General features: G+C 53.9%; 18 protein-coding genes. 3 read left to right on the forward strand and 15 right to left on the reverse strand.

What is annotated here, in order from left to right; all coding sequences use genetic code 11:
* Positions 1-114: 114 nt before the first annotated feature.
* Positions 115-1,080, forward strand: a complete 966-nt coding sequence (gene lipA, locus N5923_RS05495) for a lipoyl synthase (RefSeq protein ID WP_267143417.1) — start codon at positions 115-117, stop codon at positions 1,078-1,080.
* Positions 1,081-1,246: 166 nt separating this feature from the next.
* On the opposite strand, the gene tatE is transcribed toward lipA, so the two are convergent.
* From tatE to N5923_RS05525, 6 genes are all read right to left on the reverse strand, one after another.
* Positions 1,247-1,450: a twin-arginine translocase subunit TatE gene (gene tatE / locus N5923_RS05500; RefSeq protein ID WP_267143416.1), complete on the reverse strand. Its 204-nt coding sequence runs from the start codon at positions 1,448-1,450 to the stop codon at positions 1,247-1,249.
* Positions 1,451-1,564: 114 nt separating this feature from the next.
* On the reverse strand, positions 1,565-2,335 hold the full coding sequence (locus N5923_RS05505) for an amino acid ABC transporter ATP-binding protein (protein WP_267143415.1): 771 nt from the start codon (positions 2,333-2,335) through the stop codon (positions 1,565-1,567).
* Complete coding sequence (locus N5923_RS05510; protein ID WP_267143414.1) at positions 2,332-3,303, reverse strand: amino acid ABC transporter permease; 972 nt, start codon at positions 3,301-3,303, stop codon at positions 2,332-2,334. The genes N5923_RS05505 and N5923_RS05510 overlap by 4 nt, the downstream gene beginning before the upstream one ends.
* Positions 3,300-4,187 carry an ABC transporter substrate-binding protein gene (locus N5923_RS05515; protein ID WP_267143413.1) on the reverse strand — a complete coding sequence of 296 codons (888 nt, stop codon included), beginning with the start codon at positions 4,185-4,187 and terminating at the stop codon, positions 3,300-3,302. The genes N5923_RS05510 and N5923_RS05515 overlap by 4 nt, the downstream gene beginning before the upstream one ends.
* Positions 4,188-4,215: 28 nt before the next feature.
* Positions 4,216-5,004 (reverse strand): deaminated glutathione amidase, encoded by a 789-nt coding sequence (locus N5923_RS05520; RefSeq protein ID WP_267143412.1) that lies wholly within the window; start codon positions 5,002-5,004, stop codon positions 4,216-4,218.
* Positions 5,004-5,966 (reverse strand): ABC transporter substrate-binding protein, encoded by a 963-nt coding sequence (locus tag N5923_RS05525; RefSeq protein WP_267143411.1) that lies wholly within the window; start codon positions 5,964-5,966, stop codon positions 5,004-5,006. Before N5923_RS05525 ends, N5923_RS05520 begins: the two co-directional genes overlap by 1 nt.
* A gap of 140 nt (positions 5,967-6,106) precedes the next feature.
* On the opposite strand from N5923_RS05525, the gene N5923_RS05530 reads away from it, so the two are divergent.
* Positions 6,107-7,465, forward strand: a complete 1,359-nt coding sequence (locus tag N5923_RS05530) for an aminotransferase-like domain-containing protein (RefSeq protein ID WP_267143410.1) — start codon at positions 6,107-6,109, stop codon at positions 7,463-7,465.
* Here N5923_RS05530 and N5923_RS05535 read toward each other — a convergent pair.
* The 3 genes from N5923_RS05535 to pagP all read right to left on the reverse strand — a co-directional run bounded on the left by N5923_RS05535 (position 7,449) and on the right by pagP (position 9,107).
* Positions 7,449-7,874 carry a GNAT family N-acetyltransferase gene (locus N5923_RS05535; RefSeq protein WP_267143409.1) on the reverse strand — a complete coding sequence of 142 codons (426 nt, stop codon included), beginning with the start codon at positions 7,872-7,874 and terminating at the stop codon, positions 7,449-7,451. The two genes, N5923_RS05530 and N5923_RS05535, sit on opposite strands and share 17 nt — an antisense overlap.
* Positions 7,875-8,216: 342 nt before the next feature.
* Positions 8,217-8,426, reverse strand: coding sequence for a transcription antiterminator/RNA stability regulator CspE (cspE, locus tag N5923_RS05540; RefSeq protein ID WP_017799283.1), 210 nt, complete (start codon positions 8,424-8,426; stop codon positions 8,217-8,219).
* Between the two features lie 150 nt (positions 8,427-8,576).
* Positions 8,577-9,107 (reverse strand): lipid IV(A) palmitoyltransferase PagP, encoded by a 531-nt coding sequence (gene pagP / locus N5923_RS05545; protein ID WP_407704395.1) that lies wholly within the window; start codon positions 9,105-9,107, stop codon positions 8,577-8,579.
* 576 nt (positions 9,108-9,683) lie between these two features.
* Between pagP and N5923_RS24855 the strand changes: the two genes are divergently transcribed.
* Positions 9,684-9,872 (forward strand): ECs_2282 family putative zinc-binding protein, encoded by a 189-nt coding sequence (locus N5923_RS24855; protein WP_456119815.1) that lies wholly within the window; start codon positions 9,684-9,686, stop codon positions 9,870-9,872.
* A gap of 47 nt (positions 9,873-9,919) precedes the next feature.
* Here N5923_RS24855 and N5923_RS24860 read toward each other — a convergent pair whose 3' ends face one another.
* The 6 genes from N5923_RS24860 to ltnD all read right to left on the reverse strand — a co-directional run bounded on the left by N5923_RS24860 (position 9,920) and on the right by ltnD (position 15,240).
* Positions 9,920-10,039: a small membrane protein YohP gene (locus N5923_RS24860; RefSeq protein WP_456119814.1), complete on the reverse strand. Its 120-nt coding sequence runs from the start codon at positions 10,037-10,039 to the stop codon at positions 9,920-9,922.
* 117 nt (positions 10,040-10,156) lie between these two features.
* Positions 10,157-11,518, reverse strand: a complete 1,362-nt coding sequence (locus tag N5923_RS05555; protein ID WP_267143406.1) for a GntP family transporter — start codon at positions 11,516-11,518, stop codon at positions 10,157-10,159.
* A 146-nt stretch (positions 11,519-11,664) separates the two neighbouring features.
* Positions 11,665-12,441 carry an HPr family phosphocarrier protein gene (locus N5923_RS05560; protein WP_267143405.1) on the reverse strand — a complete coding sequence of 259 codons (777 nt, stop codon included), beginning with the start codon at positions 12,439-12,441 and terminating at the stop codon, positions 11,665-11,667.
* Between the two features lie 2 nt (positions 12,442-12,443).
* Positions 12,444-13,067: a 3-oxo-tetronate 4-phosphate decarboxylase gene (gene otnC / locus N5923_RS05565; protein WP_267143404.1), complete on the reverse strand. Its 624-nt coding sequence runs from the start codon at positions 13,065-13,067 to the stop codon at positions 12,444-12,446.
* On the reverse strand, positions 13,064-14,326 hold the full coding sequence (gene otnK / locus N5923_RS05570) for a 3-oxo-tetronate kinase (protein WP_323372735.1): 1,263 nt from the start codon (positions 14,324-14,326) through the stop codon (positions 13,064-13,066). The genes otnC and otnK overlap by 4 nt, the downstream gene beginning before the upstream one ends.
* Positions 14,326-15,240: an L-threonate dehydrogenase gene (gene ltnD, locus N5923_RS05575; protein ID WP_267143403.1), complete on the reverse strand. Its 915-nt coding sequence runs from the start codon at positions 15,238-15,240 to the stop codon at positions 14,326-14,328. The genes otnK and ltnD overlap by 1 nt, the downstream gene beginning before the upstream one ends.
* Positions 15,241-15,365 lie beyond the last annotated feature (125 nt).

Below are 15,365 nucleotides of genomic sequence, written 5' to 3' on the forward strand. Positions count from 1 at the left end.
GGCGGCGAGATGATATAATTTTTGCGCTTTTATCAAAAAAAGTTGAAATACATAGCAACCCGTTGAGTTGCAAGATGATTTCAGAACGCAATCCAAATTGGAACCTGCAAGCTTATGAGTAAACCTATACTGATGGAACGCGGCGTTAAGTATCGCGACGCAGACAAAATGGCACTGATCCCGGTAAAAACCGTGATGACTGAACGGCCTGAGATGTTAAGAAAGCCGGAGTGGATGAAAATCAAACTGCCTGCTGACTCAACCCGGATTCAGGGCATCAAAGCCGCAATGCGTAAAAACGGTCTGCACTCCGTCTGTGAGGAAGCCTCCTGCCCTAACCTTTCCGAGTGTTTTAACCACGGCACCGCCACCTTTATGATCCTCGGCGCCATCTGCACCCGCCGCTGCCCGTTCTGCGATGTGGCGCATGGTCGTCCGCTGACGCCTGATGCCAACGAGCCAGGCAAACTGGCGCAGACTATCGCCGATATGGCGCTGCGCTATGTGGTGATCACCTCAGTGGACCGTGATGATTTACGTGATGGCGGCGCACAGCATTTCGTCGACTGTATCAGCGCCATCCGCGAAAAAAGCCCGAATATTAAAATTGAAACCCTGGTGCCCGACTTCCGTGGCCGTATGGACCGCGCGCTGGAAATTCTGGTGCAAACACCGCCAGATGTGTTTAACCACAATCTGGAAAACGTGCCACGCGTCTACCGCCAGGTGCGTCCGGGCGCAAACTACGACTGGTCGCTGAAACTGCTGGAACGCTTTAAAGAAGCGCATCCGCAAATACCAACCAAGTCTGGTCTGATGGTTGGCCTTGGCGAAACCAATGCCGAAATCGTTGAAGTGATGCGCGATCTACGCCGTCATGGTGTCACCATGCTAACGCTGGGCCAGTATCTGCAGCCAAGCCGCCACCATCTGCCGGTTCAGCGCTACGTCAGTCCGGCTGAGTTTGATGAGATGAAAGAAGAAGCGCTGGCGATGGGCTTTACCCACGCTGCCTGCGGTCCGTTTGTCCGCTCTTCCTACCACGCCGATTTGCAGGCGAAAGGAATGGAAGTGAAATAAGGGCAACGCCCATGCACGGGCGGCGTTCTCGCCGCCCGTGCTAATCATTACAACGGCAGCCGATAACGGCTCCCCTGGAGTAAAAAAAAAGAACCGGTTGCCTGTGGCTGCCGGTTCTTTTGTCTGAATAGCTGTAACCAGTGGTTACATTTGTCTCGACGTCAATTTACTCTTTATGAGTAACGCGATCGGCCGTGGCATCTTCAGGGGTGGTTTTCTTAGCGGCAGAGTCATCTTCACTCATGGCTTTTTTGAAGCCTTTAATCGCTGAGCCCAGATCACCGCCAAGAGAGCGTAACTTATTGGTACCAAATAGCAGCACGATTAACGCACCGATAATCAGCAATTTGGCAATACTGATACCTTCCATAACACCTTCTTATTAACCATAGCAATCACCTGTCTGCGCTATTAACGCGCAGTTAAGCGCGCAATACAATAGCAATCTGTAACAGAGTAAGATCGGGCGCGTGTCCGCCAATAATCAGATGAAACGGCTGAGAAACGCCTGGGTACGAGGATGTTGTGGGTTGCCCAACACCTGTTCAGCGGTCCCCTGCTCAACTACCACGCCGCCATCCATAAACACCACCCGGTCCGCCGCCTCACGGGCAAAGCCAATTTCATGGGTCACCACCACCATCGTCAGCCCCTGACTGGCGAGCGTGCGCATAGTCGCCAGCACCTCACCCACCAGCTCAGGATCGAGCGCTGAGGTAGGTTCATCAAACAGCATCAGCTGCGGGCGGATCGCCAGTGCGCGCGCAATCGCCACCCGCTGCTGCTGTCCGCCGGAGAGATGACGCGGCCATGCATCCGCTTTATCGCTTAAACCCACCGTCGCCAGCAGCTCTTTGGCGAAGCGCACCGCTTCATCACGCGGATGCTTATGCACGCCAATCGGTGCCTCAATAATATTCTGCAGCACCGTCATATGCGGATAGAGATTAAACTGCTGAAACACCATGCCGATTGCCTGGCGCTGACGCGCAATATTCCGCGCGCTCAGACGATGCAGAAGGCCTTTTTTCAGCTCATAACCAATCTGCCGGTCGCCGACCATAATTGAACCGGCATTCATATCTTCCAGATGGTTAATGCAACGCAAAAAGGTCGATTTACCGGATCCCGAAGGGCCAAGAATCACCACCACTTCACCGGGAAATACATCAAGATCGATGCCTTTCAGCACTTCATTAGCGCCAAAACTTTTCTGTACGTTACGCGCCTGTACCAGCGGCTGAAGCTGACTCATACATCCTCCTTACGCACCAGCGGACGGGTAGCCATCGCTGCCACCTCAGGCACCACAGAGGGCGGTTTGCGCGGAGCCGACGGCGAACGTCGCGTGCCGCGGGCGTAATAGCGTTCAATCGCTGACTGACCAAGATTCAGCACTGATGTAATCAGCAGATACCAGATCACCGCCACCATCAGCATCGGTACAATTTCAAAGGTGCGGTTATACACCGCCTGCACCGAGTAGAGCAGATCGCCCATCGCAATCACGCTGACCAGCGAGGTGGCTTTGATCATGCTGATTAACTGGTTACCGGTCGGTGGAATAATCGAACGCATCGCCTGCGGAATAATAATGCGGCGCAACGCGCGGCTGCGGCTCATACCAAACGCCTGCGTGGTTTCCACCTGACCATTATCCACCGACAGCAGACCAGCACGAATAATCTCCGCCATATAAGCCGCTTCGTTTAATGCCAGACCGGCAATCGCCGCGGTGAGTGGCGTAATCAGATCATTGGTATTCCAGCTGGCCAGTACCGTGTCGCTGAACGGCAGCGACAGTGAAATCATCGGAAACAGCGTCGACATGTTGTACCAGAAGATCAGCTGCACCAGCAGCGGCGTGCCGCGGAAAAACCAGATATACAGGCTGGAGAGGCCACGTAACAAACGGTTATCCGATAAACGCGCTACCGCCAGCAATAATCCCAGCGCCACGCCGAGGATCATCGCCACTACGGTAAGACCAAGGGTCACCTTCAGCCCCTGCAATACCGTGCCTTCGGTAAACCATTCCAGCACTACATGCCACTCAAAGTTGGGGTTGTTGGCTACCAGCCAGAGAAAATTGCCGCCAACTACCAGCACCACAATCCATGAGACCACGCGTCCATACTTTGGTGCGCTACGGGCGAAGGCCACATCGCGCTGTTGCACGTCAGCCCTTTCCCTGGCTCGTGAATCGGTGGTGTTTACTGTCATTTCGGCATTCCTTTCGCAAGGTTACGGCCTGGCTCGGCAATCATATTGCCTTCGAGCTTCCACTTTTTCATGATGGCGGCGTAGGTGCCATTTTTGAACAGTTCTTTATAGGCATCGAGCAGCACATCGCCCAGCGCGGAACCTTTCGGCACGACGGATCCCTGGAAGATATCGCCAAAGCCATTTTTCTGGCCTGTACCGGTCAGTTCCAGCTGGCCTTCAGCCTGATCGACGAAATAGGTCAGCGGCGCCTGCGATGAGAAGAAAGCATCAGAACGCTTCGAGCGCACTGCCAGAATCGATGACGGCTGATCGGTAAACGATTGCACGGTCACCGCTGCTTTACCGCCATCGGTACAGACCGTTGACTGTTTACGTATCACCTGCTCTGCTGAACCACCGGCCATCACCGCAATACGTTTGCCACAGGTGTCATCAAGGCCGTTAATCTTCGCCGGGTTGCCCTTCTGCACGCCAAACACCACGAATTCCTGAACGAAGTCGATAAAGTCATTCTTCTCCTGGCGATCCGGGTAATCCCCGATCGGGCCGACCGCTAACTGATAGCGACCAGATTTAATCCCCGCCAGCAGACCCGGTAAACCGCTTACCGTCGCATGTTCAATCTTAACGCCGAGCAGCTGAGCCAGCGCATGCGTCAGATCGGCCGTCGCGCCGTCCATGCTGTTGGTGCCACTGACAATCTCATAAGGAGGAAAAGAGCCGTTATTCACCGCAATCATTTTACCGGCTTTTTTTACCGCATCAGGTAAGCGGTCATGCAGCGCCTGATCGACATTTTGCGTCGGCAGCGTTTCTGCGGCCTGAGCCAGGGTAGCGGTCAGGCCTAAAGCCAGCGCCATGGCGTATGCAATTTTTTTCATCTTAGTGAATTCCCCAATACGGTCTCAGTTATTTTAATTCCGGACGAGCAAAACGACGGTTTTCCAGCACCGGCAATACGTTACGGGCATGGGCAATACGTGCCGCATCGAGGTCGGCAAATACCAGCGCCGGGCCTTCCGCTGCTTTGGCAATCGCTACGCCAAGCGGATCAACCACCAGACTGTTGCCGATATTGCGTGGACCACACTCGCCCACCGCTACCAGATAACAGGTATTTTCCAGCGCGCGGGCGGTGACTAATACCTCCCAGTGCATCTCTTTCAGCGGCCCTTTAACCCATGCGGCTGGCAGTACCAGCACATCAGCACCATCCAGCACCAGCCGACGCGCCAGCTCGGGGAAACGCACGTCGTAACAGGTCATCAGTCCTACTTTCATGCCGGCGACGTCCACCAGCGGCGGCACCAGATTACCGGCGGTCACATTGCGCGACTCCTGCATGGCGAAGGCGTCATACAGATGCAGCTTGTCGTAATGCGCAATAATTTCACCGTCACGAATGGCAATCAGCACATTCAGCGCACGCGCATCAGCGGTCGGCACATGCACACTCATCATGGTGGTCATGTTGTTTTCGCGGCTGGCTGCCAGCACCAGGCTGAGGAACGGACCATCCAGCGGCTGGGCGGCTTTCAGCACCAGATCAGGGTCGGCAATATCGCGCGCCAGCACACCTTCCGGTAACACCAGCAGATCGGCGCCCGCCTCTGCGGCCTGCGTCATCAGCGTAATGCAGGTTTTGGCGTTGTCCTGCCACTCGCGGCTAACCGCAAACTGTCCCATTGCAACTTTCATTATTTTTCCCCCTGCGCTTCAGCCGGAAACAGTGCTTCAGGTGTCAGACGCTCTTTCGTCAGCCCCTGCTGATAAAGCTCATCGGCAAAATCAGCAATCATCTTCTTGTTAACCGCAAAACCGTTATCATTCCAGTTTGCCGGTAAATCCTGCGTGGTACGTCGCAAATCGTCGAGCAACCACGGGGTGGTATCCGCATACTTTTCGCGTTTCTGATTCCATACCCGCGCCGACAACTCAATCACCGCGCTTAATGCCTGCGGGATCTGCGGATGAGCGGCGGCAATCGCCGGTTTCATCGCCAGCAGATGCATGCCGGGGACATAACCGACGCGATTAAAGTAAGCCAGTTCTGCCTGGCGGAAGTCGGTCTGCAACTGACGCAGGCCAGAGCCGGGTAAGAAGAAACCTTCCGGCATAAACGGCGTAAAGACCGCGTCCAGCTCACCGGCTTTCAGCAATTCAATCAGCGGACGTTCGCCGGGTGCCGCTTCGATGCGCCCTTCGCGACCAAAACCGCTCAGACGGTCGACAATCGGATGGTCGGCAGTCAGACGGCCAGCAAACCAGTATGCGTCATCGATTTCCACACCCGCTTCACGCAGTACGGTGCGCGTCCAGGTATTACCGGAATCCTGCCAGCCGGTGAGGCCAATCTTTTTGCCTTTCAGCTGGGCAGGAGAGGTTAACGGGCTGTCGGCGGTGGTGATAATGCAACGCTGACGAAAACCACGCATCAGGAAATGCGGCAGTGCCAGCAGCGAGGTATCGCCATTGGCGCGCCCCTGAGCATAGCGACTGAAGGAGACTTCACCGGCATCGTAATCTTCACTGGTAGCCAGATCGCCAACCAGGGTGCCAACGCGGTGGACTTCAACGTTAAACCCCTGCGGCTTCACATCGCCTAATGCCAGCGGTGTGAAATAGTCCCAGTCCCGAACGGCCAGTCTGATGGTTATCATATTGTGTTCTCACTTTTCCCGGCTTAACGTTCACGCCGACGTATCGGTTATTTTTTAATCACTCAATGCTTGAATTTGATACTAGATCGATAATATTATCTGTACAATAATTACTTTGTTACTGAACAAATGGATTTCTTATGACCCCAACTCTGGATCTGAACTGGCTGGCGGAACGCATCACTGAACCCTCGCTAAAAGGGATTGCGCTGACAGTGGCAACCTTAATTCGCGAAGGTGCGATTCCGATTGGCGCCCATCTGCCTGCGGTGCGCGATCTGGCGGAAAAACTGGGAGTCAGCCCGGCCACGGTGTCAGCGGCCTGGGGACAGTTAAAACGACAGAAAGTGCTGGCGGGAAAAGGCCGTAGCGGCGTATGGGTATGTGGCGATACACTGACGCCGCGACCGGTGAGATTCGAGAAGATCGGCAATTATGGCAACCAGATCAAAGCCGATCTGATCCTTTCAGCCCCCGATGCGCAACTGCTGCCGGATCTGCGCGCCGCTATGTTGCACGGCATTGAGGTGGCGAATCTCAACAGCTACCAGCGTGAGCCGATAGTGCCAGCGCTGGTGGCTGCGCTTAAACCGGGCTGGCCACTGCCCGCCGAGGCATTCCTGGCGACCGATGGTGGTTTTGATGCGATGAATTTGATTCTGCAGACGCTGGTTTCGCCCGGTGAGAAGGTGGTGATCGAAGATCCTACTGCCACCCGTCTGCTGGATATGCTGGATAATGTGGGGGCGGAAGTGCTGCCGCTGCCCTGCGATGAACAGGGGCCGCTGCCAGATGCGCTGGCGCGCTTGATGCAGAAATCCCCGGCGATGTTTATCTACCAGCCGCGTACCCACTCCACCACCGGCAACACCGTAACGGAAGCACGCAGTCAGGCGCTGGCGCAGGTATTAGTCGGCTCTACCACCCTGATTGTGGAAGATGACGGCATCGGCGAACTCTCTGCCTGGCCGGTATGGAGTCTCGGCAAGTACTTTCCTGAACGCACGCTGCATGTGCGCTCGTTCTCCAAAGCCTATGGCCCGGATCTGCGCCTGGCAGTGATTTCAGCATCGCAAAATCTGGTACAGCGCATTCAGTCTTATCGTAACTTCGGCGCCAGCTGGACCAGCCGTATTCTGCAGGGAGCGGTAGCCTGGATGCTACATGATAAACAGACGCAGGAGAGTATCGTCCGCGCACGCACTGTGTATGCCAGACGGCGACAGAAGCTGATTGATGCGCTGGCACAGCGAGGCATGCCGCTGCCGACGCGTGACGGGCTCTGTATTTATATCCCGGTGGAGTCAGAACAATTTGCCATGATCACCCTCGCCGCCCACGGTATTGCGGTCTATCCGGGCGAGCGCTTCCGTTGCGGCAGCGATCAGTTTATCCGGCTGAGTACCTCAATCATGCCAGAAGATCAGATTGAAGCCATTGCCGACGCGCTGATCCTCGCCTGCGGCAGCGGACCAGCACTGCTTAGCGCAAATGTTTAATCAGGTATTTCGGTGATTCGCGATAGCCTTCACGCTGATAAAAGCTGTTGGCTTTAATACGGTGCTCATGACAATGCACTTCCATCCGGTCACAGCCGCGCTGCTGCGCCATGTTCTCCGCGTATTGCAGCAACTGCTGGCCCGCGCCTTTACTGCGCTCACCTTCGGCGATACAGAAGTAACTGATACGGGCAAAATCGCCGGCCAGCGCCAGCTGCGGAATAAAATGCAGTGAAAGAAACCCCAATACCGTTTGCCCGTGTTCGGCGACTAACAGCATCTCATCGCTGTCGGCGATCAGCTGCGCCAGTCGTTTATCAATAAAACTTTCCGTACCACCATAGCCTAACTCAGCCAGCAAGGCGCTGAGCGCAAAACTATCTTTGATCTGTGCCGGGCGAATATTCATGGTTTCTCCCTCAGTTTTAACGGTGCTTAAGTTATATAGCCAGCGGAGGAAAAAGCGAAGCGGGTGCCGGGAGTTGAGTGTTACAAATGATTTAGCCGTCACAGGAATTAATATTCAGATTAATGTTTTCTTAATCTTGCCCTGCGACACTCAAAGCGTGTCTGACAATGGGTAAATAACATGCAACAACACGTCTCGCTGAAGTGGAGTGAAGGGTTTGCCGTCGCGATCAGCTTTATCTCCGCCATCCTGTTTGTGGCGATTTATCTCTGGCGGTAGGGTAAAACCGCACAAAAAAAACCCGCCAGAGGCGGGTTTTTAGAATTCTGTCTGATAACTAACTTAAATAGCAGCAACGTTAGCAGCAGATGGGCCTTTAGCGCCGTCAGTGATTTCAAACTCTACACGCTGACCTTCAGCCAGGGTTTTGAAACCGTTGCTCTGGATAGCGGAAAAGTGTACGAATACATCTTTGCTACCATCTTCAGGAGTAATGAAACCGAATCCTTTGGACTCATTAAACCACTTAACGCTACCTTTAATCTTAGACATCAATATTACCTTTACATGAAAAATGGACACTAAACTGTGTCGGGGGTTAGTACAGCAATTGCTAACGCTTTTGTCCAGTGTGTGATGACGAAAAAGTGATAAATATCGCCATTTCCCGCAATCAAAGTCACTTAGCGCTCAAATTAGCGACTAAAAAGCCCAACGGAACCAGGCAAAGAAAACATTACCATTATTGTATGTACCCGGAATGTAAGTCATCTGGAAGCTTGCTGGCCCATACCCTACCGACGCCAGTGGCAGCACCACCGGAATCGGAATGTATTTCCAGTTGTCGCGCGCGGTGGCACCTGCGGTATAGCCTGCGCCGAGGCGGAAATTCTGATCGTTTAACGGGCGCCAGGTCTTTTCCCAGCCATAACCGCCGATCGGCTCCCATTTGTTATAAGAGTCTTTAAAGGCCATCAGATAGATGCCATGCCAGTTACCGTACTCATCATAACGCGAGATACCGCCACCTGCTCCCCATGGACGCTCGTTGTAGCGGTCGGTTTTCTCTTTGTCATAGGTCCAGCGATTGTGCCAGGTAATCGCCGGCAGATAGAGATCATGCGTCTCTGGCGCGTCCCATGTTTGCTGCACATTGCCGGTAAAAGTTTGCCACCATCCCTGTTCGCTATTGCTAACAGACGTATCAGCGGCAGAAACCAGCGGACTAACCAGAAAATAGCTGCTCAATACCAACAGCGGGAGAGAATAATTGGAAACGTTCACTTCATTGACTACCTGGATTAAAAAACTGGAAATTTTAACAGCCATCGGTTCAACGTTGTTTAAATCAACGTTACTGGCGCGTAATGGAATAAGGAGACTTTAGTATCATATACATATAACGCTTATTATTGTCTGACATCTTACCGGATTGACCGCGTTTTCGCGCGAAATCCACGCCTGATTTTCATTAATTGGCAAATGTAATCACAACTTTACATTATATTGCAACCCATTGATTCTGATAACAGCAGCGATAAGGTAAATTCAGTAAAAGTAATCAGAAATTTCGCAAAAAGTTCATTTAGCGGGGCGGGTGGGGGAAGGATAAAATCGGTTTGCAGCCTCGATATATCATCGGTAATACTTATCAATCTGGTGCAGTCAGCGAAAAAAAACCACAGTGTTTCAACAGAATAACATTATCCCCTGCATGAAAATCATTTACATAATTTATTTAATCGAATTTATAATAATCTTTTGTTAAGATAATTCTTATCTCGACTGACAAGGATAAACGTCATGGTGATGAAAGTGAGATGTACTTCCTGTGGAAGTAAGAAATTCATCTATACCGATAAAGGAGAGCAGCGGGAAGAGCATCATGGCGCCGTTTGCGCCCAATGTAATAAACCGATCACCCTGGAAGACCTGCTGCCATTGACCCCGATGGATCCGATTATTAAATGTCTGATAGGTAAGAAAAAATCTGTATAAACCCAGGCTGTCGCCACAAATGGCAGCGACAGGGGTTTTATTTGCAATTAAAAAATCAGTTTGAACACGCCAGTCAGCGTCAGCAGACCAACTATAAAAATAATTGCGATGATCCAGAGAATAATTTTCATTCCATTTTCCTCGCCAGTAAAAGATAAAAGCCACATTTCATAGCAACTTAAGTATAGAAGAAGATTTCTGTGCCGCCTGGCTATGCTGCGTTTTTTAGTCGCTTTCGCAGGGAAACGCGACTAACCCGCATCACGCGGGTTAGTCTGCCTGGTTCAGATTATTGTCCAGCAGAGCCAGACAATGGCAAATCCCGCCAGCCCCATCACCGTGGTTAATACCGTCCAGGTTCTCAGGCCATCGGCAACCGAGAGGCCTAAATAACGCGTCACCACCCAGAATCCGGCATCATTGACATGCGACAAGCCCAGCGCACCGAAACAGGCCGATAACGCGACCAGCACCAGCTGAATGCCGTGTAATTCAGCCACCGCACTGGTTAACAGACCACAGGTGGTGACGATTGCCACGGTGGCGGAGCCTTGCGAGGCACGCAAGGCCAGCGACAGCACAAACGCCGCCGGGATCAGTGGCAGATGAATATTCTCCAGCAGCAATGCCAGCGCCTTTCCGACGCCGGACTCCACCAGCACCTTACCGAACGCCCCGCCAGCGCCAGCAACCAGCAGTACGCCAGCCGCACCAGGAATTGCGCTGTTGATAATGGTATCCAGTTTTTCCCGGCCCCAGCCACGGCGGAAGCCCAGCAGCCATGCGGCCAGCAGCAGCGCAATTAACAGCGCGATGGCCGGGGTGCTGATCAGGGCGACAAAACCATGCAATGCACCGGTTTCCGGCAACCACGGCGTCAGCAGCGTACCCAGCATAATCAGCACTACCGGAATCACAATCAGCGACGAGATTAACAGCGCACCTGGCGGTTTCTGTGATGGCGGGTTCTTCTTCTTTTTGCCCTCTTTATCTGCCAGTTGCAGCTGTTCCAGCACTTCTACCGACAGATGAAAGTTTTTACGATTCATCAGCCTGGCCACATAATAACCGAAGATTGCCGCAGGCACTGAGATCGCAATACCCAGCATCATTACCCAGCCTATATCCGCCTTCAGCAGGCCCGCCGCCGCTGCCGGTCCCGGATGTGTCGGTACTGACACATGCACCAGCAACATCACTCCCGCCATTGGCAGACCATATTTCAACGGAGAGACCCGCGCTACTTTGGCAAAGCCATAGATCAGCGGCACCACGATAATAAAGCCCACCTCAAAAAATACCGGCAGTCCCAGAATAAACGCCACCAGCGTCAATGCCGCTACCGAACGTTTGATGCCCAGACTGTGAGTAAAACGGGCGGCCAGCGAATCGGCACCGCCGGAGGCTTCAATCACCGCCCCCAGCATCGCGCCAAGCACAATAATAATCGCAATATGCCCGAGTAATCCGCCCATGCCCGACATAATCACTTCCATGATCTGCTTAGCCGGAATATCGGTACTGATCGCCACAAACAGGCTGGAAATTAACAGGGCGACAAAAGGATGCACTTTCGCTTTGATAACCAGCAGCAGCAGTAAAATAACGCTGATGGCGGCAATAGATAATAGCAGGGTGGTAGACATAATAAAAAACCTCAGCGACGGAGACTATTATAATTGTGCGTTTATGGCTTGTTACTTACCTGATGTTAAAGCTATTTTGGGCATAGCCATGCCCGCGTCGGGCGCAATTCACCCGACGCAGAACCGTAATATCACGCTATTTTTCGCTAACGAAAGGCATCAAACCATTTCAGACCTGCCGTGGTATCACCGCGAGGGAAATATTCGCAACCAATCCAGCCGGAATAGCCGATCTCATCCAGCAGATTAAACAGCCACGGATAATTAACTTCCCCTTCATCCGGCTCATGACGATGCGGCGCAGAAGCGATCTGAATATGCTGATAATGACCGGCATATTCACGAATTAAATAACTCAGATTGCCGTCCACCAGCTGCGCATGGAACAGATCAAGCTGGGTGAAAATATTGTCGCGATCGATGCGCTTCACCATCTCCAGTGTCTGATACTGGCTGGCGTAGAGATAATGGGGTTTAGTCGCCGGATTTAACGCTTCAATCAGAATACGAATACCGTGTGGCGCAAAACGCTCTGCGGCATAGCGCATATTAGTGACAAAAGTCTGGCAATAAGCTTCGCGGTTGGCGCCCGGCGGCAGCGTCGCCGCCATGATATGCACCTGCGGACAATCGAGCGCAATGGCATACTCCAGCGCCTGGTCGATATCATGACGCGCTTCCGCTTCGCGTCCGGGAATCGCGACCACGCCCCACTCCCCCGCCGCCACATTGCCCGGCGCGGTATTAAACAGTACCAGTTGCAGCTGGTTTTGTTGCAGTCTGGCTTTCAGCTGCTCTGCCGGGTAGTCATATGGGAAGAGAAACTCAACCCCTTTAAAACCGGCCGCCGCCGCCGCGTCAAAGCGTTCGAGGAACGGCAGCTCGTTAAACATGGTGGATAAATTCGCCGCAAACTTAGGCATGATTAGCTCCTTAACTCAGCCACTTCGTCATCATTAAGATAACGAATCGGACGATCGCCGAGGGTAAATATCAGGCGAGCCGTCTCTTCCAGCTCTTCGGTATTGTCCGCCGCCTCGCGCAGGCTTTTTCCCACCACCACCGGGCCGTGATTGGCCAGCAGGAAAGCGTTGTAGTGCGGCGCCAGCTTCGCGAGGTCTTCGCCCAGACGGTCGTCGCCTGGACGGTAGTAAGGTACCACCGGCACATCACCGACACGCATCACCACATAGGGGGTAAAAGGTTTAATACAGTTCTTGCTGTCCAGCCCTTCGAGGCACGACAACGCGGTCAGATACAGGCTGTGCAGATGCACCACCGCTTTACACTGCGGATTATTCAGGTAAATCGCCCGGTGGAAACTGATCTCTTTTGACGGCTTATCACCGGAGACCCACTCACCTTCCAGCGTCACCTTTGACAGCGTGTCAGCCGTCAGTTCGCCAAGACAGGAGCCGGTCGGCGTCGCCAGCAAGCTGCCATCTTCCAGCAGCATTGACAGATTACCGGCGGAACCGGTGGCGTAGCCGCGCTGAAAAAACGACGCACCCAGTTTTACCATCTCTTCGCGAGCTTGTTGTTCAGTCATAGTGGAAACTCCGTTTGTGCGCGGGCAAAGAAATTCTCATCGCCAAAGTTGCCTGATTTCAGCGCCAGCGAAATCGGCTGTTCGGTATCGCGTACCCATGGCACGCCAGGTGAGATAACCGGACCGATATAGAAGGCACGCACGCCCAGCGTCTGCGCCACCACACCGGAAGTTTCACCACCGGCGACAATAAAGCGGCGAAAATCACGTGCTTTCAGTTCGCGCACAACTGCGGCAAAACACTGCTCAACCGCTTCGCTGCTGCGTGCCGCGCCATATTGCTGCTGAATCTGCTGTAACTGCTGCGCATCAGAGGTGGCATACAGCAGCGGCGCCAGTTCACCGTCGGCGTTCTGCACTACCCAGTCACACAGCTGCAAAGCATAGGCCTGCGGATCCTGCAGGCAGGCTTCCACTTCGACCACCTGCGCCGGCGCCTGCTGACGATAGATCGCCACCTGCCGGTTGGTCATGGTCGAGCAGGAACCGGAAATTACTACTGCACGCTTGCCCTGCGGCGCGCCCGCGGCTTGCGCCTGCTGCTTATCATGCGCGCCTGAAGCCAGCTGTCGCGCCAGACCAATCGCCAGCCCGGAGCCGCCGGTCACCAGTTTCATCTGCTGCACGGCTGCGCCCTGCGTTAACAGATGCTGCTCATGCAATGCATCCAGCACCACATAGCGCACGCCGTCCGCCTTCAGCTCACCAAGCCGCTGACGTACCGCATCAGCCCCCTGATCCAGCACTGAGCTGGCAATCAGCCCCGCTTTACCCTGCGCCTGCGCATCCATCAGGCGCAGCAAATTACTGTCCGTCATCGGCGTCACCGGATGATGGCGCATACCCGACTCACTCAGCAGCTGATCCATAACAAATAAGTAGCCCTGATAGACCGTGCGGCCGTTTACCGGCAACGCGGGCGAGATAACGGTTTGCGTTTCACCCAGCGCCTCCAGCAGCGCATCGGTAACCGGGCCAATATTGCCCGCCGCGGTGCTGTCAAAGGTGGAGCAGTATTTGAAATAGAAGCGCTCGCAGCCCTGCTGCTGTAACCAGCTTAACGCGGCCAGCGAGTCACTGACCGCCTGGGCGGCCGGACAGGAGCGTGACTTCAGGCTGACCACTATCGCATCCGCGTCAATGGTCTCGTCGCCCGGTGGCACGCCATTCAGCTGTACCGTCGCCATACCGTTCTGCACCAGAAAGCTGGCGATATCGGTAGCGCCGGTAAAATCGTCGGCAATCACTCCAAGGCGCATTATGGCTGCTCCTTTTTTTCCGGCAGCGTAATGCCGCTAAAAATCTTGATAACCGCACTGTCATCCTGTTTACCGAAACCGGCATTGCTGGCGGAAGTAAACATATTGAAGGCGGTGGAAGCCAGCGGCAGTGGGAAATGCAGCGCTTTAGCGGTATCCGCCACCAGCCCGAGATCTTTGACAAAAATATCCACCGCTGATTTCGGCGAGTAATCGCCATCGACCACATGACGCATGCGGTTTTCAAACATCCACGAATTCCCGGCGGCATTGGTGACGACGTCATACATGGTATCGAGTGGAATACCGGCGCGCGCCGCCAGCGCCATTGCTTCCGCCCCGGCAGCGATATGGACGCCCGCCAGCAGCTGATGGATAATTTTCACCGTGGAACCGAGACCGATTTCGCTGCCAATGCGATAAACCTTACCTGCCACCGCATCCAGCACCGGTTGCAGCTGATTAAACGCCGCATCGCTGCCGGACGCCATTACCGTCATCTCGCCGAGCGCCGCTTTGGCTGCGCCACCGGATACCGGTGCATCCAGCATCAGCAGCTGATACTCCGCCAGTTGCTGTTCAATCAGTTGTGCGTCCTGCGACGAAATCGTCGATGAGACCATCACCACGGTGCCGGGCTTCAGCTTGCTGGCAACGCCATCTTCGCCAAACAGAATGGCTTTTACCTGAGCGGCGTTCACCACCAGTAGCAGAACCGCGTCCAGCTGCGTAGCAAATGCCGTCGCGCTGGTTTCCGCCGCCTGCGCACCGCTGCGGCGCAATGTTTCCAGCGCCTGCGGGTTGAGATCGACGCCGAAGGTATTCAGACCGGCCTTAATACAGGATTGTGCGGCGCCCATTCCCATCGATCCCAGGCCAATCACGCCGACGTTAAGTGCTGATGTCTGTGCCATAGGTTCCTCGTGTTAATTTTGGTGATTATTTGTTTTGTTGTGTTAAGTATAAGCAGTCCGCTGGCGCTTTGACGTGATGCTACTCACATTTTTTAACGTATTATCCGGTTTAATTTCACAGGAAT

Source organism: Winslowiella arboricola, assembly GCF_025527015.1.
Taxonomy (GTDB): domain Bacteria; phylum Pseudomonadota; class Gammaproteobacteria; order Enterobacterales; family Enterobacteriaceae; genus Erwinia; species Erwinia arboricola.